Origin of the sequence: Holdemania sp. 1001302B_160321_E10 (assembly GCF_015552275.1) — a bacterium.
Taxonomy (GTDB): Bacteria; Bacillota_I; Bacilli_A; order Erysipelotrichales; family Erysipelotrichaceae; genus Holdemania.
Map to the genome: position 1 here is coordinate 23,199 of NZ_JADNEM010000010.1, position 23,163 is coordinate 46,361.

Sequence of the window (23,163 nt, forward strand, 5' to 3'; positions counted from 1 at the left end):
ATTCAGCGCTGTGGGACGATGGTGACGGTCATCAGCGGTCAAAGCGTCTTGAGCATTGTCACATGCGGGCAATATTCGTCCATGTGGGTTTCTCCGGTAGAACGAAACCCCAGCTTTTCATAGAAGCCGGCGGCGCGGCATTGAGCGGAAATTTCCACTTCCCGCACCCCCTGTTCTGACAGATGCTTCAACATGGCGTTCATCACCGCGTTTCCCTGATGTTGGCCGCGGTAGTTCAGGCTGACGGCAACCCGGCCGATGATCCAGCGGCCGCTTTCGTCGCCCTTGGCAAACGCCCGGCAGGTGGCGACCGGCTGTTCTCCATCGCAGATCACGCAATGCAGACAGGTTTCGTCAGTTTCGTCAAATTCATTATGAAACCCTTGTTCTTCGACAAACACCGCCTGACGAATCGCGGCGGCCTGTTCGAAACCAGATTGTTTTCCGGTGAAAAAATGTAGTTCCATGAAAATTCCTCCTTGGCTGGTTTTATCGTAGCTTGATTTAAGACACTTGTCAACCGGCGCCCTCGCTCTTTCTAAAGCGCTAAGATCATGGTATAATGTTCACCATGAGGTGAGAATTCATGGAAATCGCGATTGTCATAGTCAATCTGATTTTACTCTTTTATTTTACCCGGATGGCGATGCATTCCCGACAGGTTCAAGTGCCGGGCAAGCTGGGGCCGACCTGGATCATTACGGCATTTTTCGTCGTTATCGGCATAATCCGGCTGTTTCAAAACCATTCGTTATTCTCGATCGTTCAGACGGTGCTGATCGTCTTGCTGGGGGTTCTTTACAGCCAGATGCGCAGCGGTTTCAGCGATCAGGGAATCGTACTGCTGGGAAATCTTTATACCTGGGATCGGATTACGCAGGCCGACGTCACGGAGGCAGAGGAAACCAGGGAGATCAAGGTGGAGTTTACGGTGAAGAAGGTCAGCCGCTTCGTTTACTTTTCAACGGCGCAGCGGGATGCGGTGGAAGCGATGCTGACGCGTTATGAACAGGAACAGGCTGAACTGAACCTGAAGGCGAAAGCTAAAAACTGAAGATACACGCAAGCGGAAGAGAACTAGAAAAGACCTGGATCCAGCGACGTTGAATGAAGCGTCGGGATATCCAGGTCTTTTTTAATCGTGCTGTTTCCAGCTCATCCGGAATGCCGTTTCGGTTACTGTCCTTGATAGGTTTCAATTTCCTCAAGCTGAATCTTGTCATATTCATCGCACAGGGCTTCAATACTTTCCCCTTGTCCCAGCTTAACGCACAATTCCTTAATTGTATTCCAGGTGTTGAAATGCAGCGAGAAATCCTGATTGGGAATTTGTTCGGCTTCTGCCAGACTGGCAACCAGCGGCGCGGCCTGCGGCAAAGTCGAAGCTTCGTTGCCGCGGGCTGGTGAGGTTTTGCCCAGCATCTTCGCGAATTCATTGAGCGTTTCAACAGTACCCAGCGTTTCAACTGTGATCAGCGCTTCTTTTAAATGTTTTGAATTGGGATTGACAGCCAGCCGCTGATCCGCGCCGACAACGCAGATTGAGCCTTCTTCCAGAACCGGCAATGCGGTCATGACGACTTCGAAATGGTAATCGCTGGAGAAAGTGGCGGCCCGGCAAAAGGCGCTGATGAACGCGCATTGACCATCGCGGAACCGGCCGGCTTCTTCCTCGCTGTTGGGCTGTGTGTTCAGTGCCTGCTCAATGTCCAGATAACCTTGATCAATCATCATTTTTAAGAATGTGAATCCGTCGCGCAGATAATGGCTGATCGGCAATGTTCCTTCAGCCAGCTGCGCCAGTTTCTGTGTTTTGTCCGCGTCTCTGTACAACGGCGCCAGCCCGGTGCACATCGCCAGAATGCTGAGGCCGTAATCCATGTTTGCGCCATAAGGGACGATGCCGTTTTGTTTCAGTGTTTCGCAGACAGTCAGAAATTCAGATAGTGTCTGCGGAACTTCCAGATCGTACTGATGAAGCAGATCGACATTCCATAACAAGCCGAACGCCGTATAAGACAGCGGCAGTGAGAATACCTTGTTGTCATAGGTGCTTTGCTGCAGCGCATCGGCGGACAGATTGTGGATGAAATCCATATCGGAAAGATCATAGAGATAACCTTTACGGTCAAATTCCAGCACGTCTTCGGCGGGAATGATAAACAGATCGTCCGCTTCGCCGCTTTCCAGTCTTTTTAACAGTAGCTCGCGGTAAGAGAGTCCTTCGTCTGCGTAAAAGGAGGCGCTGTCGCTGTAAAGAATAAATGTTTTTTCCTGCTTGCGGTTGATCACTTCATTGAAGCATTGCTGAATCAGGTTGGCAACGACCTCTCCCTGAGCGAACAGGGTGAGCACGATTTCTTCATTTTTATCGTCGATGTAAACTTCCGGGTCTTTCGGTTTGGTGGTACAGCCGGCGATCAGGCAGAGGGCCGTCAGCGCGGCCGCCGCTTTGCGTAATTTAGTTTTGATGGTCATGGTTGTTCTCCTCGTTTCTTGATGTCGCAGGTCTTTGTTCAAAGGGCTGGTAGCGGCGGAGCGTTTCAAAAAGTAATGGATACTGAATCGGCTTGGCAATGTGTCCATTCATGCCGGCAGCCATGCATTTCTGGACGTCTTCGTCAAAAGCGTCGGCCGTCATCGCGATGATCGGCAGTCCGGCCTTCGCCGCATCCGGCAGCGAACGGATGGCCGCGGTAGCCTGATAGCCATTCATTTCCGGCATGTGGATATCCATCAGGATGAGATCGAAAGCGTCTTCCGGCTGTTGGCGGACAAGATCGAGCGCCTGTTGTCCATTATGCGCGCAGATCACCTGAATTCCGCAGCCGTTTAACAGTTCGATGACAATTTCGCGGTTCAGCTCGTTATCTTCCGCTAAGAGAACACGCATCCCGCTGAAATCCTCAGCCGGCCAGCTGAGGGCGGTATCGCTGAGCGCCGGCGTTCCCTCTTTGACCTGAATGAGAGCGTCGGAGAGTTTTTCAATCAATTCGCTCCGGAAAATCGGCTTCGTTAAAAATCCGTTAATGCCGGCATCCAGCGCTTCCTGTTCGACGTCTTCCCAGTTGTAAGCGGAAAGCAGAATGATCGGAATCTCTGAAGGAATCCGGGCGCGGATTTGACGCGCAGCCTCAATCCCGTTAAGACCTTCCATTCTCCAATCCATGATGATTCCCAGATAATCATGGCCTTCCTGATGTGCCAGCAGCGCGGCGTCAATTCCCTGCTGGCCGGTGTAGGCGCAGCGGACCTGGACATTTTCACGTTCCAGCATCATCCGCAGACCTTCGCAGGTGTCGGGATCATCGTCCACTACCAGCACGGAACAGCCGGCCAGCGGAACTTTTTTTGTCTGCGTTGTCTGTGTGGTCGTAAACGGCAGCGTTACCGTGAATTTGGAACCTACGCCAACCTGGCTTTCCACCTGAATGGTTCCCGCCATCATGTCGACGATGTTCTTGGTGATCGCCATGCCTAAACCGGTGCCGGTGATCTGACTGATGCGGCTGTCCTGCGCCCGCTCAAACGGGGTGAAGATCCGATTGAGGAATTCCGGCGTCATGCCGATCCCGGTGTCTTCTACGGTGAAAATCACGTTGATTTTATCGTCAACGCCGGCTTCTTCATGGATCCCGATGGTGATATCTTGCTGCGGCGGAGTGTATTTGACGGCGTTGGACAACAGGTTCAATAAGATTTTCTGCAGGTGCAGCGTATCGCCGATCACCGTGTCATAATCCAGCGCGCTTGAGCGGATATGCAGCGTCTGGCGTTTCTTCGTCAGGTCCGGCTTGACCAGAACCAGCACGTCGGAGATCAGCCGGGACAGATTGACGGGTTCTTTTTTTAAACTGATCTTGCCGCTTTCAATCCGCGACATGTCGAGGACTTCGTTGATCAGATCGAGCAGATGCTGCGAAGCGAGACTGATTTTATCCAGACAATGCGCGACTTTTTCCGGTTCGTCCAGGTGCGACTGAGCGATGGTCGTCATGCCGATAATTCCGTTCATCGGCGTACGGATATCGTGCGACATCGAGGAGAAAAAGACAGTTCGGGCCTGATTGCTTTCCTGCGACTGCTGCAGGGCGTCGGCCAGATCCTGACGCATGTGATGCTCAGCCGTCGTTTCGTGCAGGACGGCGAGATATTGATCGCTGTGAACGGGAATGAAATAAATCTCAATCCAGCGCTGAAGCTTGTTTTCAGTACCGGTCTGATATTCATAACGCAGCCGCTGGGTCAGCTCGCCGTTGAGAAACGCATGACCGGCCGGATCCTGCGGCGGCATCCCGCAGCTCAGAAACAAACGTTCCGGATGGTCAACGGCTTCTTTTGTTTCAATGTTGAATAAAAAGCGGACATTCTCCGAAAGCATTTCCACTTTCCGCCTGGACGGCGTATATAAGAGAAAGGCAAAGTCGACATTTTCAGAAATGATCTGGAACAGTTGTTCGCGGCGTTTGCGCTCCTGTTCGCGGCTGCTGGAGGCCTGGCGGCTCAGTAAGAGCAGCGTGATTAAAACCAGCGCGACTAACAACCCGGCCAGGGCAAAGGAGATCACCTGCAGAACTTCCGCCGACTCCTGCTGCAGGATATTCTGCGGCAGAATCGAAATTAAGTACCAGTGATGACTGGCGTTCAGCGGGATGAAGCAGAGAAAGCTGTTCTGTTGATGGTATTGAATCCGGATCGTTCCCGACCGGTTGTCCGCTATCAGCGTTCTCAGCTTGTCCAGGACGGCCGGTTCGTTGTTTTGCTTGCCAAGAAAAACGTACAGGTTGTCTGTATTGCTTGCGGAGCTGTCGATGATCCACGCTCCGTCCTCACCCTGAACGACGTAGGCGCTGCCGGCCCCGCCGTTGAATGTGAACAACGACGGACTGTGATAATTCGACATTGTTTTATCCGCATACAAGGCGCCCGCAAGTTGGCCGTTGATCCGCAGCGGCGTCTGGAATGTGATCTGCAAACGGCCGCTGGCGCCGAGATAAGCGTCGGAATAACCCGCTTTCCCCTCGCTCAGCGCGGTATCGTCAAAGCTCATTTCCTCAAGCGTCAGCTTTGCGCCGGTCGAATCCCAGCCCACACCTTCGTCATTGACGAAATAAAAACGGAAAAAGGACGTTGCTTCGGTATATTCCGCCAATGCCCGAACGACGTCTTCCGGCTGTTCAAGATCGATCCGGCTGAACAGATTTGCGCAGGTTTCCAGCTGCTGCTGATCGCTTGAAAAATTATTGAGCAGGCTGTCGGAGATCATCCGCGTGGTGTTGAGCAGCGTCGTGTTGGCGCTGACGTTCATTTTAACCTTGATTTCGCGCATCGCCGTGATCATCAGCGTGCCGGTCCCTGCCAGCAGCACGATCATCCCCAGGATGAAAGCGACGGATTGTTTTTTAACTTTCATATGATTTACCTTCATTTTCAATAGCGGGTGTTAAGACGGTGAAAAGGAGCGGGCAAGGCGGTAAAACAATAACGGACAGATCTGACGGTGAGGCGAAGCCCGCAATTCATTGACCTGCGCGCTTTGATGAAAATAACCGCAGGAGGGATGAATCAATAATTAGTTCTATACAAGAATAAAGTATAACATTAAAGTCGCGGAATAAATACTTATGTTGGTATTAAACAAACATATTTGGTTCAGAAAATGACATATCTTATAACATATAAGGACGCCTGGCGGACGGCGTTTGTCAAAGCGGAAAAAGGAAAGGGAACGGGCAGACGAAAACAGAATCCGTCACGGTTTTCCCAAACCGGAAGTCAAGGAAGTAAAAAAATAAAAAAACGGAAATCCAAATCGAATTTCCGTAACGCAGATCTTGCTGAAATCAGGAAGAGGAAGAAAGCGAGGAACCAAACGAGCCGCCATGTTCGCCGCCCTTGCCATGGGTGCGCTTGTAAATCGTCCGCTCGACGACCATCCCGCCCGGCCGCAGATATTCCGTGTTGAGAAACTCCAGATACGTGCCCGGCGTAACGATGCCGCCGATCGGGATCAGATCCAGTTCCTTGCAATGAAGCAGTTCATCCGCCAACAGGACGCAGTTGGTGCTGAAAACAAAATAGGTCTTGAATTTGCCGTTGGCAAACTTGTACATGTGCGCGTGCGTCGCGTTCCAGACGCGCGAGGCGTAATCCCGGGCTTCGCCTTCAGCCGTTTCGCCCTCGGCGATTAACTGAGCATCCGGCCGCCAGAGATAGGCACGCTCCAGCATCGCGTCAATCCGTTTTTGAAGCATCGCTTTCTGGCCTTCGCTTAACGCCAGACCATAGCTGATGATCGTCTTATCCTCAGATTTCAGCGCATGCTTCAGAAAGGCTTCACGCTTGGAGACGATCAGCACGCCGTCGCCCAGAGTCCCGAACAGCCCCCGGTGATGCGGATCGTGACAGCCGTAGGAATAGATGTTACCCTGAAAGCTGATATCAACATGTCCCAGCGATTCCGGACCGGATTCTTTCAGGTAGATGAACACTTCCAGATCCGTGCTGGCCTGCGGCGCAACGTGCGCGTCCGGATTCAGCTTGTTGGTTTTGATCAGCGCGTTGATCGACAGGAAGAAGCGCTGCGGAATGATCGCCGAGATTAAAACTGGAATGGAGATGCGCAGATGCTCGCGGATTTTCACGCTCATCCCGGCGCTTAATAAATCCTTCAACGCTTCCAAAACCGTGACGCCGCCGTAGAAGATCAGATAAGCTCCGGCGATGTAGGCGACGATCCACAGCTTGTTGATCGGCTTGAGCATCAACATCGCTGCGAAGATCGCGTCCGCCAGTCCTTTTAAGAACAGAACGTAAGTGCCTTTCAGGCAATCGCGGCGGTAGACGTAGAAGTTAATAAACTGAATCGCGGCGTTCAGTAAAGCCCACCAGCCGATGACGTAATGGATAAACTTGAAGAACAGGCCGGGATTGAAAAAGGTGTAGATCGCCAGACCGACGCATAACAGACTGGTCAAAACTTTCGGCAGGTTCAGGCTGGCGTTTTGCTTGTTATTGAGCGCCCGCAGGATCTGGTTGAGGCCGATCCACAGAAAGCCGATCATAAACAGAATATAGATCAACGCCCAGATTTTGGAATACTCCGTAAAAAACAACGCGCCCAATATAATAAAAAAGATCCCCGTTAATAAGGAAGAAGCACTGCTGAATTTATTGGTAAGCATTTGACCCGCTCCCTTCCCTGCGCTTGAATTCTTACCTATTATAGAACAAATAAGGAATGAAAGAAAGCAAATCACCAAACGATTGACAAAAGCCTGAAAATGACTATCGAGGATGAGCGGGGGACGGGTATAATAAAGACAAAAGAAAGAAGGTTGCGGTATGGCAGTGTTGTATAAGAACGGTGTGATTGTGACGATGGCGAAAGATCTGATGGCAGAGGCGTTAATTGAGAAGGAGGGGCGGATCGTGCTGGTCGGTTCGCTGGATCAGGCGCGGAACTGGCAGGCGGCGCATCCGCAGGAGAAGCTGGAAGAAAGAGATCTGGCGGGGCATACGATGCTGCCGGGCTTCATTGATCCCCACAGCCACATCACGGCGCTGGCCCAGACCGTCAATCTCGTGCATTTTGACGATGTGGCGTCCATCGGCGAGCTGCAGAAGAAAATCCGGGATTTTCTCATCGAGCGGCAGCTGCCGGAGGGCGCGTGGATTCAGGGATTTGGTTATGATCATAATTTTCTGAGGGAGAAACGGCATCCGACCCGGGCAGAACTTGACGCGGTGAGCGAGTCGCATCCGATCTTAATCGCGCATGCTTCCGGCCACATGGGCGTCGTGAACTCCGCGGCGCTGAAACAGCTGGGGATTGACGCGTCCACGCCGGATCCGGAAGGCGGACGGATCGGCCGGGAAGCGGGCAGCCGGAAGCCTGATGGATATCTGGAAGAAACGGCATTTACGCAGCTGTCGCGGGGAATGGCGGCTCCGGATATTGATCAGCTGCTGGATCAGCTGGATCAGGCGCAAAAAAAGTATTTATCCTGCGGCGTCACTACGGTGCAGGATGGGATCACAAAGCGTCCGGACTGGGCGATGCTGCAGGCGATGGCCGAACGGAAACGGCTGAAGGTCGATGTCGTCAGCTATGTGGATCTTAAGGAGAATGAAGCGCTGATCAGCGAGCATCCGGATTATGCCCAAGGATATCAGAACCGGCTGCGGATCGGCGGCGTCAAGATATTCCTGGATGGTTCCCCGCAAGGGCGGACGGCCTGGATGAGCGAACCTTACCTTGACACAGATTCGCAATATTGCGGTTACCCGGTGTATACCGACGAACAGGTCGATGCGATGATCGACGAGGCCATGAGCCATCGCTGGCAGCTGCTGACCCATTGCAACGGGGATGCGGCCGCGGAACAGCTGATCCGCTGCACGCAGCGCCAACAGGCCCGGCATCCGGGAGCGGAAGCTTTGCGGCCGGTGATGATCCATGCGCAGCTGGTCCGGGCTGATCAGCTGGCGCGAATGAAGGCGCTGAACATGACGGCGTCGTTCTTCACCGCGCATTGCTGGTACTGGGGTGATATCCATCTGCGCAACTTCGGGCTCCAACGCGGTGGCAACATCAGTCCGATGCGCTGGGCGATCGACGAGGGGCTGAATGTGACGATGCATCAGGATACGCCGGTCATCATGCCCAATATGCTGGAAAGCGTCGAATGTGCCTGCCGTCGGGTGACCAGAGGCGGAAAGCAGCTCAATCCTCAATTACGAATCACGCCGCTGGAAGCGTTAAAGGCCGTCACGATCAACGCAGCCTGGCAATACCATGAGGAAGCGCGTAAGGGAACGCTGGAGGAAGGCAAGCTGGCCGATCTGGTGATTCTAAAGGAGAACCCGCTGAGCTGTCCGGTTGAGGAAATCGGCGCGATTGCGGTGCTGGAAACGATCAAGGAAGGCGTTACGGTTTATATTGCGAAATAAGGATGAGATTAAAAGTCAGGTTTGCCGTTGTGAAGCCTGACTTTTTAATTTCTGACAAATATCTGACGATTTTCGGGCTGAGCTTGTCTTCCCTGCGGGAATCCGCTATCCTGAAAACAAGTGTGGAAAGCGTGAACAGCGGCGCATCAGCCTGCGGAAAGGAACAGACTGCCGGAACAGGCGTGCAGGTCGCCGCTGCGGATTTTTTAATATCTGCTTTCCAGGACAGTTTATGGCAAAGGAGCGAAACTTAGAAGATGGAATTAAAACAAGCATTTTCCACAACCTGGCTGAACGACGAGGAGTGCGATGTCTGCGCCCGTCTGCGTTTGAGCGCCCGGGGAGAGAATCCCAATCTGGTCGCGGAGCTGCCGACCGGCTATGTCGTGTTGGGCGACGATCAATACATTCGGGGCTATACCTTATTTTTGTGCAAAATCCACGCTGTGGAACTGTTTGATCTCGAGCCGGGTTTTAGGACTCAGTTTCTTAATGAAATGGCGTTGACAGCGCAGGCGGTGGCGACGGTTTTTCATGCGGAGAAAATGAATTACGAGTTGTTGGGTATCGGCAAAAGCGTCCACATGCACTGGCATCTGTTCCCTCGCCGCACCGGCGATACGCCGCAGCCCGGACCGATCTGGCTGACGCCAAAAGCGGTTCTGCATGGCCCGCAGGCACAAATTTCTTCCCAGCAGCGCCAGCGCTGGATTCAGGAATTGCGCCGGGAAATCGAACGTCTGGGCATGACTGTATAACAGCCGCCATCCGATAAAGCGGATCATTGCGGAGTATGTATTTTCAGCCATGCAAAATTGAAGCTTTATAAAAGACCCGATAAAAGCAGCCGCGGCTGTTTTTATCGGGTAGTTTTTATTTCCGCCGGCTCTTTTTCCCGAGCACTTTCGGCGGACGAAACTTCCAGATGAAATTGATTCTTCCCCCGCTGCTTGGCGCAGTACATCGCCTGATCAGCCCGGCTGAACAGTTGCCGATAGGTATCGCCCGGACGGCTGATGGCCGCGCCGATACTCAGCGTAACCACGGCCGGAATCTGTTCCCGATGCAGCAGCTTGGGCAAGGTCTTGTTGATTTGTTTTACTTTTTGATGGATCACCGTCGGATTAATGGAATGAAGGAAGACGACGAATTCATCGCCGCCGATCCTGCCGATCAAATCATTCTGGCGGAAGCAGGTTTTTAATAAAACGCCGATGGCTGCCAATACCTGATCCCCGGCAACATGTCCCAGTTCGTCGTTGATGATTTTAAAATCGTCGAGATCGATCATGAGCAGACAACCTTCCGTCTTCTCGCTCAGTTCTTCACGAATCCGGCGTTCAACGGCTTTCTTGTTTAAAACGGAGGTCAGGCCATCGCAGCTTGATTCCTCGATCAGCTGACGCTCAATATGCTTCTGTTCCTGAATATCAGTCAGCTTGCCGATGATCATCACCGGATCGCGGTGATAACGTTCATAAACGGCCTGAAATTGACAGTTGAACCAATGATAGCTGCCGTCGCGGGTTTTGATCCGCAGCTCAACGGAACCGAATTCCTGAAAGCGGTGGACAGTCTTGAAGGCTTCCTCAATCTTGTAAAAATCTTCGGCATGAATAAACGGCGTCAACGCATGGTTCTTTTTCACATGTCTGGCCGAGAGTTCTTTGACCGGCAGAATTTTCTGAGCGTTGCCGGTCAGTTCCAGCATATCCTCCAAGACGTCATACTCAAAAATCAACGTGTCGGAAAACCGTGAGAGGAAGGTGTAGCGGCGTTGTTCGAGATTGATCTGACGGCGCTGGCGTGCGAGGAGCACGTAAACCAGATAAGCCATGGCGGCGGTTGTCAGAATCAGGAATAACCCGATCCGCATTGTGAAAAGCAGAATCATCTGCGAGTTCTCAGAGGCTTCATTAGCCTGGGTGAAATTTACCAGCGTCCAGCCGCCGGTCTTCAGCGGGGTCAGCGATACGTACAGCGTCCCTTCCTGCCGTGTTTGAACCCGGAACGTACCGGAATTGCCTGCCTGCAGGCAGGCGCGGACCTGCTGCCGCGTGGTTTCCGAATTGGGATTGCCTTCGATCAGCGCGTAGAGATTGACATAAGCGCTCTCGTTTGCGTTTCTGGTATAGACGCTGGAACCGTCGGATTCCACGATCCAGCTGTTTAACGGCGTCTGAATCCGCTGCGACTGACTTTTCTGAAGCAGCTGAGTCACATCGACCGAGGCCTCAAGGATGCCGTCGATTTGCGAATGATGAAGTATGGGGATCAGAACGCGCAGAAAGGAACCTCCGGAATTGGACGTTTCCATTGAAGTGACAACTGTCTCGTTGTGTTCCAGCAGTTTCCTTTGGATTGGAGTTAACGACATTTCTGAAGGTGTTCGCATCTGAACATTAAAATGAGCATTTTGCGCGGACAACAACCTCAGCGCCGGCTCAAGTTCCGCCTGATCCGGAGTTTGCGGCTGTTGGGAAAGCAATGCGGCCAGCGTTTGAAGCGTTCCCTCGATATCGCTGAGCGCTCCTGAAAACTGCGCGCCTTCGCTCTCAATGTAGGCGGTGTAGTTTTCCATGATCTGCTGCTCAAACTTGACGTTCAGCCAGCTTTGATAAGTGCTGAATAGTATGAAAACAAGACCTGCGAATACTGCGGTTCCAAGAAGCAGCAGCGAGCTGTTCTTCCAGCTTTTTCTCTGCATATTGTTCACATCCGTTCTTATGATTGAAATAGATTGGATTTGTGAGGGGAAAAGAAGTTCTCCGGCTTAACTATGAAAATTATATTCAACTCATTGAAAAAATACAACATAAATTCTGTAAATAACGTACAATCTTGTCCCTGTTGACCGGATATCTATTTGAACTGGAGCTGCAATGAAGGTTTGCTTCTCTTCGCAGGGACATCCGCAGTTCTCAAAGCCTGACCCGCGTTACCATGGCGCAAAAGGGGAAATTATTTCTTAAGAAAATGATCAAAAGTTATTTTATTTGCAAAGAAAAAAGCCTCAGTTTTTTTGAATGGAAGCTTTGCATGAGCCGTGCATTCTTTTTAATCTGGAATTGTGTGCAGAACTAAGCTTTAAAGCGAGTTTACCTCAATCTATTCCCTTGGCGCACAGCCTTTTCCTTGTTGGGTTTTCGACCAATAAGGACTGAATCATCCATTTCTTCACTTTACCTGCGTAAAATAATGTTCGAATCTAAGCGCTTTCGCTTGGAATCCGAAGCTGGTCATGGTAAACTAAAAGATGGAGTTGAGGAAGATGTTGCAATTAAAAGAATTTATTTTAAAAGGCGGCGAAGTCGCGGTCTTATTTTTTGAACTGCTGGCGTTAGTCATGATCATCTACGCTGGATGCAAGGGTGCAATTTCTCTGTTCAAAAAAGACGACAACGTTGCGTTGGATCTGTTGAAGGGATTTTCAACCGGTCTTTCCTTTCTGTTAGGCGCGGAGATTCTCAAGACCATCGCTCTGGAAGAAGTCAGCGAGCTGATGATGGTCGGCGGCGTCATTGTGATGCGCGTCGCGTTGTCCATCCTGATCCATTGGGAAATGAAACAGGAACAGCACGAACGGGAATTGGAAATGATCGAAAAGAAGATCGACTGATTCACTACGAGTACCTGCATCCGGGGATGAACGGCGAATTTATTTCCGATAAGTTCAAATTATGAACGAACTCCGGCGCTGAAATCGCGCTGCGGAAACCACCGGAAAGCAAAGACGTCAGATCCCGCAGAACAGCTGAAAAAGCAAGTCCGACGCAGCGGAAACGCTGCGTTTTTGCGTATCGTTGACGGATGAAAAAGCTCCCTTGAAAACAGCGTGGGCGAAGCCCATAGCCTGGCTGTTCATTCCGAGGGAGCGTGTTTAAAAAAATTAACATTTGTCCTGTCCGCCGTTGAGATCTGCATCGGGAAGCGGCAAATATTTCGTTTCATAATCGGCGACGGGAATCGGTTTGGAGAACAGGAAGCCCTGCGCAATATTGACATGACACTGATTCAAGATGTTCAGTTGTTCTTCCGTTTCTACGCCTTCCGCTACCAGCTTGATATTCATTTTCAGGCAGACGTCGCTCATCGCCTGGATGAGTGCCCGCGCTTTTTCGTTGACGGCGATGTCCTGAATCAAGCTGCGATCCAGCTTGAGAATGTCGAAGTCTGCCCCGGAAAACAGCGAGAGATTGGAGAATTCAACGCCGAAATCGTCGATCGACACACTGAATCCAAAGCGCCGCACAGTATCAATGATCCTGCGCAGATCTTCTTCGCGAACATCCAGCGCGTTTTCAGTGATTTCAATTTCCAACAGATTCCGTTCAATTTGATAGTGATCGCTGAGCTCGGCCAGACGTTGGCAAAACGTCTCTTCCAGAACGGTGTAGCGTGAGAAGTTAACGGAAACCGGCGATATTGCCCGACCTTCATGAATCCATTTTTGCAGCCGCAGACACACAAACTCAAAGACGAAGAAGTCGATCTGACTGATTGTCTGCGTTTCTTCCAGCAGCGGAATGAAGGCGTTGGGAGCCAGGATTAAATTATCGTCCAGCTGATATCTGACCAACGCTTCAGCGCCGACCAAAAGCCCGGAGTCAATCGCAATTTTTGGCTGGAAGTATACGAGAAAGCGACTTTCATTGATCTTTTGACGCAAGATATTCAAATTGGCTAACGGCAGAACTTCATCCGTATGGTGACGGTAGCGTCCTGTTTGCGAGGCATGGTAATAATAAGCCTTTTTATCTTTATACATCTTTTCATCCGCGGCTTTGATGGCGGAAGGAAGCTGAGAACCGCTGAGCGCCCAATGGGTACCGACGGCCAAGTGCAGCCTGGTATTGTCCTGCAGCCGCAGCCGCAGATGATGCACCTGATCGAAGAATTCTTCTTCGGATAAATCGTGCGTCAGAACGACGAATTCATCACCGCCGATGCGGTAGCAGGAATCCGGAGCGAAGCAGGCCCGCAGGTGATCGGAACAGGTCCGCAGCGCTTCATCGCCGCGGTCATGCCCGAACTGATCGTTGATTTCTTTTAATCCGTTCAGATCGACAAACAGAACGCCGACCGGCTGCGGAGCTGAAATCTTTTTATCCAGGTCCTGAATATAACGGTTGCGGTTGAACAGGCCGGTCAGGCTGTCCGTGTAGCTGAGCTGCGCCAGCTTGGCTTTATCAATGGCGCGATGACGGGCCAGAAGCAGGAAGTAACGCAGCGTCTGCAAGACGATGATCGAGTTCTGCAGCTTGCCCGAAGCCGGATTGTCGATGCAGATGCAGTCGACGACTTCGCCGCGCACCTCAAGGGAGAGAATGATCAGCTGCTGGACGCCGTAAGCGTGAAGCAGCTTGTATTCTTCTGGGAACGGTGTTTTTAATTGCTCCACATCTTCGACGACATACGATTCATCCTCGCGCAGCCGTTTCAGCCAGCGGTTGTAAAACGGCCGGACTTTCAGGTCGGAAAGCATTTCAATTTCAGAAGCGCCCTCAGCGGACCAGCGCGAGGTAATCGTCAGCCGGACCGGACTGAGGGAGAACAGTGTAATTCGTTCCGCTTCCATGAATTCACCCAGCCGGCGCAGCATTTCCGGAATCGCCGATTCGAGCATTTCATCCTCGTAAAGCTCGCGAACGCAGTCCACGATCAGTTTTTCATTATCAAGCATCGTTTTTAAGCGTTGTTTTTCTTCTTCGCTTTTGGTCGTGTCAAACGCGATTTCCAGCCGTGCCCGCCGGCCGTTCCAGGTGATGAGCCGGTCTTTAAGCAGATAGTGACAATGGGTCAGGGCATTATTGATTTCCCAGCTGTATGTTTCGTTCTCTTTCAGGACGGCGTTGGTGCAGAAGGAGCAGGGCTGATCTAATCCCTGCAAGACCTTGTAACATTTTTTTCCTTCGATCGAATCAATGTTGAAGGCTTTGCGGCCGCTTTCATTGATAAATAACAATTCATAGGTTTCAGGATCGGAAATGTAAATAAGCTCGCTGATTTCATTCATCGGAGCCTGCAGCTCCCGGTTGAGCTGATCCAGTTCCTCCTGTTTGCGGCGAGTTTCCAGTTCCTCCAGTTCCAGACGTTTCTGCCGCTTGTGCTGAAGATGACTGAAATATAACAAGACAAGCGTGATCAGCAGGAAAAAAACATTGACTAAAAGCAGAGAAATCTGGGCGTTGTAAACGCTGGCCTCGGTATAAGCTTCAGCATAGCTGACAGCGTCGTTGGCCAGATCGAAATAGGTTTCGCTCAGAGCATAAAGTTCGCTGGCGGAACCTCCTTTGCGGAAATCATAAATGGCGGTTTTCATCTGCGCCCAGGCGTTGCGCATCTGTTTGATCTGAGCCTGGAACGCTTTGTCATCCAGACGGATTAAAGCGTCGGGACCTTCGCCGGTTTCCAGTTCGTTCAGCAGCCCGTCGATTTTCTCAATCATCGCGTCGTCCGCCTGGTGATTCAGTTCCTGTTTGACCAGCCGCTGCGTTGCGCCGCGCACAATGCCGGTATAGTTAATGACACGGGCGTTGCCTTGAAGATTGCGGATCGTGAACAACGAAAGAATCCCGGTCAGGATTAAAGAGAGGATTAAAGGAATGAGCAAAAAACGGGTGGAATACGAAATCTTATTGTTTTTCATAACAATACCGCTTTCTTCCATCAATCGGGTGCCTGCGCGGCGTTTGCCCGATTCAGTCTTACCGGACACAAAGGATGTTACTTTTATTATACTGCAATTTATAAGGAATAAAAGCTTAATTCCGGTAAACGGATCGTGGAAATCCGTAGAATGAAAATTGATCGGAAAATGATCAATAATTTTAATTAAATTCGATAATTTCAGGGTATAAAGTAAAATACAGGTCAAAAAGGAAACAACCGGAAGACGAAAGGAAGGGTTCAGCGGACGTTGTCAAAAAAACCGAACGTTGACGTTCGGTCGTAAAGGCGATTGCTTTGGAAGCTTTGTCCGCCGGATAAGAATCGTGTTGTTTATATTGTAAGAGGCAGATCCAGGCATATCGGAAAATAAACTGTCCGCAAGGATTGGAACCATCGGTACATCTGCCCCTTCGTCTGCCATTCTCTGCGAATGCAGGGCGATCTTTAGTTTGCCGCTTCGCTGCGGAATCCGGTAATGCCCATCGCACCCTTGCCGCCGTGCACGGTCATCACCGCGCCCAGCTCAAACACCAGCACTTCCTGGAAACCGTCGTTCAGCACGCGCTGACGCAGCCGTTCCAACAAATCCGGGTCGGCGCCTTTGGCATAGATGATCAGCGCCATCGTGCGGTCCAGCGGTTCTTCGCTGAGGAAATCCTCCACCATCTGGGACGCCGCTTTTTTCATCGTACCGTAATACTTCTTCGTGTTGATCAGCTCGCCCTTGAGGATGTCGATGCGCGGCTTAATCCGCAGCAGGGAAGCACCCAGCGCTGCAGCGTTGCTGACGCGGCCGCCGGCCGCCAGGAAATCGAGCTTTTCCGGAATGAACAATGTCTTGATCCGCGGCACCCATTTGCGAACTTCCTCCGCCAGCTCCGCGGCGCTCCATTGCGGATTGCGCGTATGCAGCTCCACTGCTTTGAGCGTCAACAAGCCGAACCCGCCGGAAACGTTCAGGCAGTCGACTAAATGAATGCGCGATTCGTCGCAGTCCTGCAGGCTGATCAGGGCGTTCTGGAAAGAACACGAGCATGCCGAGGAATACCCGATGTGGACGATTTCCACTTCCGGATCTTCCAGCAGTCGATTGAAGAACTCACTGTATTGATACGGACTGACCGCGCATGTTTTCGGGATCTGCCGTGTGGATTCGTAAAAGTCGTAAATTTCCTGAATTGGAAGTTCGCCGTCAAGGACTGTCCGGTCCGGGAAGTTGACGCTGAAAGGCACCATGGGAACATTTAATTTTTCCAGCATGGAAGCCGGGATGTCGGAACAGCTTTCAGTTGTAATGATTGTTTTCATAACCAAGTCCCCCACTTATTTTTAACTCTGATTCTTCTAGTTTATGATGTCAGTACATCTCATTAAGAAAAACCAGACGCTACTACTTTACCGTGAACCTCGTGTCAAGTAAAGTCTTCTTTTGGAAAAAAATAAAAAGATGATTCGCCGGAAAAGAAAAGACCACACATTTTGAAAATTGTGTAGTCTAAGATCGTGATCAAATCATGAAAATTTTTGGAAGCGCCGGATCGAAAGCGGGTTCAATCATCAGCTCAGGGGCATGCCTCAGGCTTCGGCGGATTGAAGATCCAGCTTCGATTTCATCAATTTGCGGTAAGCGTAAACGAAGCAGAGAATATGCACCGCAAACGTCAGAATCCACGAAATCGGATAGGAGATATACAGACTGAACAGCGTATGTTCAACCTGGAAAATCGTAAAAATCCACAGCACGCGGAAGGCGCACGCTCCGGTCAGCGACACAAGCATCGGCATGATCGAATAGCCTAAACCGCGAATGCTTCCGCAGCAGACGTCCATCAAACCGCACAGGAAATAGGAAGCGCTGACGATCGAAAGCCGGACCAGACCGAAATCGACGACGGCCGGATCGGAGGAGTAAATCGAAAGCAGCGGCCGGCCAAGCAGGTATGCCCCCTGGCCCAGCACAAGCCCGATCACCGTGACAATGCCCAGGCAGCACCACAGAATTTTCTTAATCCGCGCGGTATTGCCGGCGCCCAGATTCTGACTGGTGAAGCTTAACGAGGTCTGATAGATCGCGTTCATTGCGGTATAGACGAAGCCCTCGATATTGCTGGCGGCGGTGTTGCCGGCCATGACGATGGAGCCGAAGGAGTTGACCGACGACTGGATCAGCACGTTGGAAATGCTGAATACAATTCCCTGCAAACCGGCCGGAATGCCGATCCGCAGCATTTCCTTCACTTTCGCGCCGTGCAGCTTGATCTTTTCTTTATGCAGCTGACACATGCCGTCCATTTTCAACAGACACATCAGGATTAAAACCGCAGAGATCGCCTGCGAGATTACCGTCGCAATCGCGACCCCGGCGACGCCCATGTTGAAGACAACGACAAAAAACAAATTAAAGATGACGTTGACAACGCCGGCAATCGTCAGGAAGTACAGCGGCCGTTTGGTATCGCCGATTGCACGCAGAATCGCCGCGCCGAAGTTATAGATCATAAATGCCGGCATGCCGAGAAAATAGATCCGCATATACAGCACGGAGTGCGTGATGACGTCGGCTGGCGTACCCATTAATTCCAATAACGGCCGAGCGAACAAAACGCCGACAAAGATCATCAGAATGCCGCCGATGATGGAAATGGCGATTGAGGTATGCACGGTGTCCTCGCAGTTTTGCCAGTCCCGTGCTCCGCAATAGCGGGCGACCATGACGTTGGTGCCGATGGATATCCCGATGAATAAATTGACTAACAGATTGATCAAAGCGCTGGTGGAGCCGACGGCGGCCAGAGCGTGGCTGCCGGTGAATTTTCCGACGACAACGATATCCGCGGCATTAAATAACAGCTGCAGGACGCCGGACAAAATCAAAGGAAAGGCGTAGATGAGGATGCGGCTCAACAGCGGACCGTTGACCATATCCACGGCGTAAGATTTTTTCACAGTAAAAAGTTCCCCCTTAAGTCATTTAAGTATTATACGCTCCCGGGTAGGAATTTCAAGCTGGAAACGATCAAATTTATTTCCTGGGAAATTCCGACAAACAGGATGGGACAGGGAGATCGTCAATGTACAGGAGATCCTGCAAAGAAGTTCGGAAAGAAATAAATTTTCGAATTCTTCGCTGATCTTCAGCAATAAAAAGGCGGGTGCAAAACGCTGCGCAGTCAGTTTCTTTTGTCCTGATTGTCAGATGAGAAAACCGGTATTCAAATTATGAAAAATCCGCTGCTTCCGCTGCTGATCTAAAATTGAATTTTGTGTTTCGCATAAGTTATTAATTAGGGATTAGCTCTATTCATATTATCATAAGGCACTCTAATTCCTGTGTAATGGAGATAGTCCTTAAATGATTGATCTTGATAATTAATTTTATATGATTTAGAATTGTAGAAACGTTGATGGCGCTTCAATGAATAAAAATTTTCAGAATAGGAGATATTAAATTTGTTGATATCAAAGTTTTGTTTTGCATTTTCTAATCTAATTACATAGATGGTACTGCCGTCATAATTAAAATTTGTATCGTTATAACTAAAATTTTTATAAGTAATAGGCAGTCTATAATCAAATATTGCAGTGATTCCTTCGTCATATACTCGAATTTCAATATGCTTTGCTACATCTACAGGTGATGAAGTAAGATAATAAATTAGAAAACTAAATAAAACAAAAAGAAAAAATAATTTTGTTTTTTGGTGATATTTTTTCGCCTGGCCATAGAAATTCTTCCAACTCCCTTTTTGTAATTGTATTATCTTGATATTATGTTGTAAAGTTTCTTCAGCAGAGCAATAGGTGATAAAAGTCAAAAGTACTTAAATAAGGATAGGGAGAAATCAGGAAAATCAGGCGGACTCTTGCATCTTTAATGATATTTGAAACTGGAAATGAGTTTTAGAAAAGGTCTTGAATATAGGACATTGATAGAATGGAACTTCAAGTTTAAGGTGAGCAAAATTTTTATTGTTCCTCTTTAACAAATAAGTCAAAAAATAATTCTTTTTAAATAAACTGGTTATTGATTCTTTAGTTAAAAAATAAAATAGAAACAAATGGATTTATGAATGGCAACTTGATTATTATCTTTAGTTGATGCGGAAAAAGCCTCTTTGCAAATCAAAAGGCTGTAACTTTCAGAATTTTTCTTGACGTTACAGCCCTTTTTTCATATCTGGTGCGCGTGAAGGGACTCGAACCCCCATGGATGAACCGCCAGATCCTAAGTCTGGTGCGTCTACCAATTTCGCCACACGCGCATACCCGGATATTATACCAAGACTTCTGATTTTTGACAAGAATCTGGATAGCTCAAATCGTATTGAAAAAATGAGAAAAGCGGCGAAGGACAGGCCCGGATAACCTTAATCCCGGCGGCGTATGCTGAAATTTAATTCTGGGATCCAGCGCATTTTGAACAGGACTCCAAGTTTTTTGCTAGTTCGGAAGTGAAACAAATCGCCTGGTCTTCCAGCTTTCGCAGAATGGTTTGCAGGTCTGCTTTTAAAGGCTGGCACTGTTTGCCGAAAAAACGCAGCTCGCTCTGTTTATCCATTGCTGACAGCCGCGTAAAATCCAGGCGGCGCAGACGCAGAGGCTGAGACAGTAATGATTTCTGATTGAACTCGTGCAGTTGATTCCGGTAGCGCGCGTCATGATCGAGAAAACCCGGCAGAAGCGGCAGCACTGGCGACAGATTAATCGTTTTATTCGTGATGGCAGCCTGATCGCGGACATTGATCTGTTCCACAAAACATTCGTTCAAAGCATTGTCCAGTTCAGTTAACGCTGTGAGATAAAGCTCAGTTCTGACAGCGAAATTGAGAATTTCCACCAATCTCTTAGAAGTCGTGGAATGATGTTTATCGTTCAATAGTTGACATTGGTCGGCAAGGCAGCGCAGCGAAGCGGTGGAAAAGTGCAATAGCTTTTCTTCTTTAAGTGTTAACTGATTTTGTACGATATCCCGTTTCTGGATCAAAGCTTGTTTCTTTTTCGCCGTAAACCAGCTGGAAGCATGATCTGCCTCATATTCAGCGGCCAACAGTTCGGTCCGTAAAGTTTCAACTTCTTTTTGTAACGCCTCGGATTCTTTCCGCAGGATTAATTCTTTCCTTATTAATTGTACATCCGGAATCATCGAAACTCACTCCTTCCCTTTCCTTCATTATAAGCGATAAGGAGGAAGTCGGAAGTAGAAAAAGAAAAAAGATTCAAATTCTTAACAAAACTGAAAATACTTTCATGAAAACAAATTGTAAAAATGAAAAAAGAGGTTGTAATCAGACCGGGCCGGCGCTATAATAAAACCACTATAACCTTTTACCAGGCGGTTTTAGAAAGAAACGGGAGATGAAATGATGAATACGATGAAGAAAGTATTCATGGGCGCCGTTGCCTTGATGATGGCGGCTTCCATGAGCGGATGCGGAAATTCCGGATCCGGAAACAGCGGTACAACAACACCGGAAGCGGGTAGTACAGATACAGCGGGGGCTGTGAAGATTGGTCTGCACTATGAACTGACCGGCGAAGTGGCGGATTATGGCAAAGCGGAGCTCAACGGCTCATTGTTGGCGATTAAGCAGGCCAACGCGGCAGCCGGGAGTGAAAAATATGGCTATGTCAAATATGATGATAAATCGGATCCAACAGAAGCGGTAACCTTAGCGGCGCAGCTGGTTAACGACGGCGTGGCGGGTGTTGTTGGTCCGGCAACCTCAGGTGCCAGCGCGGCTTCCTACCAGATCTTAAACGATGCGAAGATTCCGGTGCTTTCCCCCTCTGCGACGCAGAATAACGTCACGTTGACCAACCCGGACGATGCGTCCAGCGCGCCGTACGATTATGTTTACCGTGTCTGCTTTGAAGATTCCTATCAGGGCGCGGCGATGGCGCAGTATGCTTATGATACGCTGGGCAAGACCAAAGCCGTCATTTACGGTGATTCCACAACCGATTATGCCAAGGGATTGACGGAAGCCTTTGAAAAGCAGTTTACCAAGCTGGGCGGAACGATCGTCGGCAAGGAAAACTATGTCAGCAAGGATACGGATTTCTCCTCCGTCCTGACCAAGATCAAGGGAATGGACTTCGACGTCCTGTATATCCCGGGCTATTACAACGAAGCGGGCCTGATCATCAAGCAGGCGCGGGAAATGGGGCTGAACCAGACGGTGGTCGGCTCTGACGGTTTCGATTCCACGACGCTGGTGGAACTGGGCGGCGCAACGAACCTGAACGATGTTTATTTCACGACCGCTTACACGACGGTTGGCGCTTCGGACAAGCTGCAGGCATTTATCGACGCGTACAAAGCGGAATATAATGAAGAGCCGAATATGTTCGCAGCGTTGGCCTATGATGCGACGAACGTTCTGATTCAGGCCATGGAAGAAGCCGGATCCACGGACGGCGCGGCGGTGCAGGCGGCGCTGGCAAAGATCAGCTTTGACGGCGTTACGGGTTCGTTTACCTTTGATCCGACGCACACGCCGATCAAACCGGTGCTGGTCGTCAATCTGGTCGACGGCGTTCAGACGGACGCGGTCGCGGTCACGCCAAAGTTGGATTAACGGGCAAAGCAAACAACGGATAGAAATAGGGGAAGCAGTTCTCCTATTTTTTCCCATTGAGAAAAGGAGGAGAGGACTATGACCCAGTTTTTGCAGCAGCTGATCAACGGGCTGTCGCTGGGCAGCATCTACGCCCTGATCGCGTTGGGGTATACGATGGTGTACGGCATCATTAAATTGATCAACTTTGCCCATGGGGATATTTATATGCTGGGGGCGTATATCGGATTTATCTGCACGGCGCAGTTAGGCATGAGCTTTTTTCCGGCGCTGGTGGCCGCGATGGCGGTCTGCGCTTTAATCGGCGTCGTCATCGAACGGATCGCGTATAAGCCGCTGCGCAACGCGACGCGGATTACAGCGCTGATCACGGCGATCGGCGTCAGCTATTTTCTCGAGGCGAGCACGCAGAAGGTCATGGGCACCGGCGTTAAAACCTTCCCGCAGGTGCTGGCCAATCAGAAGATCATGATCGGCGATGTGATGATCACAACCCAGCAGATCGCGATCTTCGCGACGACGATCGGTTTGATGCTTCTGCTTCAATTCATCGTGCGCAAGACGAAGGTCGGCCGGGCGATGCGGGCGGTGTCGGTGGACGCGGACGCGGCGCGGCTGATGGGCGTCAACGTCGACATGACGATTTCCTATACGTTTGCGATCGGTTCGGCATTAGCCGGGGCGGCCGGCGTGCTGGTTGGTCTGTATTATAATTCCATCAATCCGCTGATGGGTATGCTTCCGGGCGTCAAGGCGTTTATCGCCGCGGTTTTCGGCGGGATCGGCATTATTCCCGGGGCGATGTTCGGCGGCTTCTTCATCGGCATTGTCGAGACGCTGGTCAGCGGCTACGGCAGTTCTTTATATAAGGATGCCGTCGTTTACATCATCCTGATCATCATTCTGGTCGTCAAACCGGCCGGACTGCTCGGTAAAAATATAAAGGAAAAGGTGTAAGCGC

At 50.3% G+C, this 23,163-nt stretch carries 15 protein-coding genes and 1 tRNA gene; 6 read left to right on the plus strand and 10 right to left on the minus strand.

Going from position 1 to position 23,163, the window contains the following annotated elements:
* Positions 1-38 precede the first annotated feature (38 nt).
* A complete protein-coding gene (locus I2D94_RS07690; protein ID WP_195396205.1) occupies positions 39-467 on the minus strand; it encodes a GNAT family N-acetyltransferase in 429 nt (142 codons plus the stop codon).
* Between the two features lie 119 nt (positions 468-586).
* On the opposite strand from I2D94_RS07690, the gene I2D94_RS07695 reads away from it, so the two are divergent.
* Positions 587-1,054, plus strand: a complete 468-nt coding sequence (locus I2D94_RS07695; RefSeq protein ID WP_072683864.1) for a hypothetical protein — start codon at positions 587-589, stop codon at positions 1,052-1,054.
* Between the two features lie 122 nt (positions 1,055-1,176).
* Here the strand turns inward: I2D94_RS07695 and I2D94_RS07700 are convergent, their stop codons facing one another.
* From I2D94_RS07700 to I2D94_RS07710, 3 genes are all read right to left on the minus strand, one after another.
* The gene (locus I2D94_RS07700; RefSeq protein WP_195396206.1) at positions 1,177-2,478 is read right to left on the minus strand and encodes an ABC transporter substrate-binding protein; all 1,302 of its coding nucleotides are present in this window, start codon (positions 2,476-2,478) and stop codon (positions 1,177-1,179) included.
* Complete coding sequence (locus tag I2D94_RS07705; RefSeq protein ID WP_195396207.1) at positions 2,462-5,413, minus strand: response regulator; 2,952 nt, start codon at positions 5,411-5,413, stop codon at positions 2,462-2,464. The genes I2D94_RS07700 and I2D94_RS07705 overlap by 17 nt, the downstream gene beginning before the upstream one ends.
* A 430-nt stretch (positions 5,414-5,843) precedes the next feature.
* Positions 5,844-7,184 carry an HdeD family acid-resistance protein gene (locus I2D94_RS07710; protein ID WP_072683861.1) on the minus strand — a complete coding sequence of 447 codons (1,341 nt, stop codon included), beginning with the start codon at positions 7,182-7,184 and terminating at the stop codon, positions 5,844-5,846.
* 160 nt (positions 7,185-7,344) lie between these two features.
* Here I2D94_RS07710 and I2D94_RS07715 point away from each other — a divergent pair, with 160 nt between their 5' ends.
* Positions 7,345-8,952 carry an amidohydrolase gene (locus I2D94_RS07715; protein WP_072683860.1) on the plus strand — a complete coding sequence of 536 codons (1,608 nt, stop codon included), beginning with the start codon at positions 7,345-7,347 and terminating at the stop codon, positions 8,950-8,952.
* A 257-nt stretch (positions 8,953-9,209) separates the two neighbouring features.
* Positions 9,210-9,710, plus strand: coding sequence for an HIT family protein (locus tag I2D94_RS07720; protein ID WP_072683858.1), 501 nt, complete (start codon positions 9,210-9,212; stop codon positions 9,708-9,710).
* Positions 9,711-9,811: 101 nt separating this feature from the next.
* Here I2D94_RS07720 and I2D94_RS07725 read toward each other — a convergent pair whose 3' ends face one another.
* Positions 9,812-11,659, minus strand: a complete 1,848-nt coding sequence (locus tag I2D94_RS07725; protein ID WP_195396208.1) for a sensor domain-containing diguanylate cyclase — start codon at positions 11,657-11,659, stop codon at positions 9,812-9,814.
* Between the two features lie 564 nt (positions 11,660-12,223).
* Here I2D94_RS07725 and I2D94_RS07730 point away from each other — a divergent pair.
* On the plus strand, positions 12,224-12,571 hold the full coding sequence (locus I2D94_RS07730; protein ID WP_072683856.1) for a DUF1622 domain-containing protein: 348 nt from the start codon (positions 12,224-12,226) through the stop codon (positions 12,569-12,571).
* Positions 12,572-12,841: 270 nt separating this feature from the next.
* Here the strand turns inward: I2D94_RS07730 and I2D94_RS07735 are convergent, their stop codons facing one another.
* The 5 genes from I2D94_RS07735 to I2D94_RS07755 form a co-directional block, all read right to left on the minus strand.
* Complete coding sequence (locus I2D94_RS07735; protein WP_195396209.1) at positions 12,842-15,601, minus strand: bifunctional diguanylate cyclase/phosphodiesterase; 2,760 nt, start codon at positions 15,599-15,601, stop codon at positions 12,842-12,844.
* Positions 15,602-16,068: 467 nt separating this feature from the next.
* Entirely contained in the window at positions 16,069-16,932 is an 864-nt protein-coding gene (locus tag I2D94_RS07740) for a DegV family protein (protein ID WP_072683855.1), read from the minus strand.
* Positions 16,933-17,199: 267 nt separating this feature from the next.
* Positions 17,200-18,570: an MATE family efflux transporter gene (locus I2D94_RS07745; protein ID WP_072683854.1), complete on the minus strand. Its 1,371-nt coding sequence runs from the start codon at positions 18,568-18,570 to the stop codon at positions 17,200-17,202.
* 1,232 nt (positions 18,571-19,802) lie between these two features.
* A tRNA-Leu gene (locus I2D94_RS07750) sits at positions 19,803-19,886 on the minus strand.
* A 131-nt stretch (positions 19,887-20,017) separates the two neighbouring features.
* Positions 20,018-20,767 carry a hypothetical protein gene (locus I2D94_RS07755; protein WP_072683853.1) on the minus strand — a complete coding sequence of 250 codons (750 nt, stop codon included), beginning with the start codon at positions 20,765-20,767 and terminating at the stop codon, positions 20,018-20,020.
* Positions 20,768-20,984: 217 nt separating this feature from the next.
* Between I2D94_RS07755 and I2D94_RS07760 the strand changes: the two genes are divergently transcribed.
* Both I2D94_RS07760 and I2D94_RS07765 read left to right on the plus strand, forming a co-directional pair.
* A complete protein-coding gene (locus I2D94_RS07760) occupies positions 20,985-22,202 on the plus strand; it encodes an ABC transporter substrate-binding protein (RefSeq protein ID WP_072683852.1) in 1,218 nt (405 codons plus the stop codon).
* Positions 22,203-22,280: 78 nt separating this feature from the next.
* On the plus strand, positions 22,281-23,159 hold the full coding sequence (locus tag I2D94_RS07765) for a branched-chain amino acid ABC transporter permease (RefSeq protein WP_072683851.1): 879 nt from the start codon (positions 22,281-22,283) through the stop codon (positions 23,157-23,159).
* The last annotated feature ends 4 nt before the right edge of the window (positions 23,160-23,163 follow it).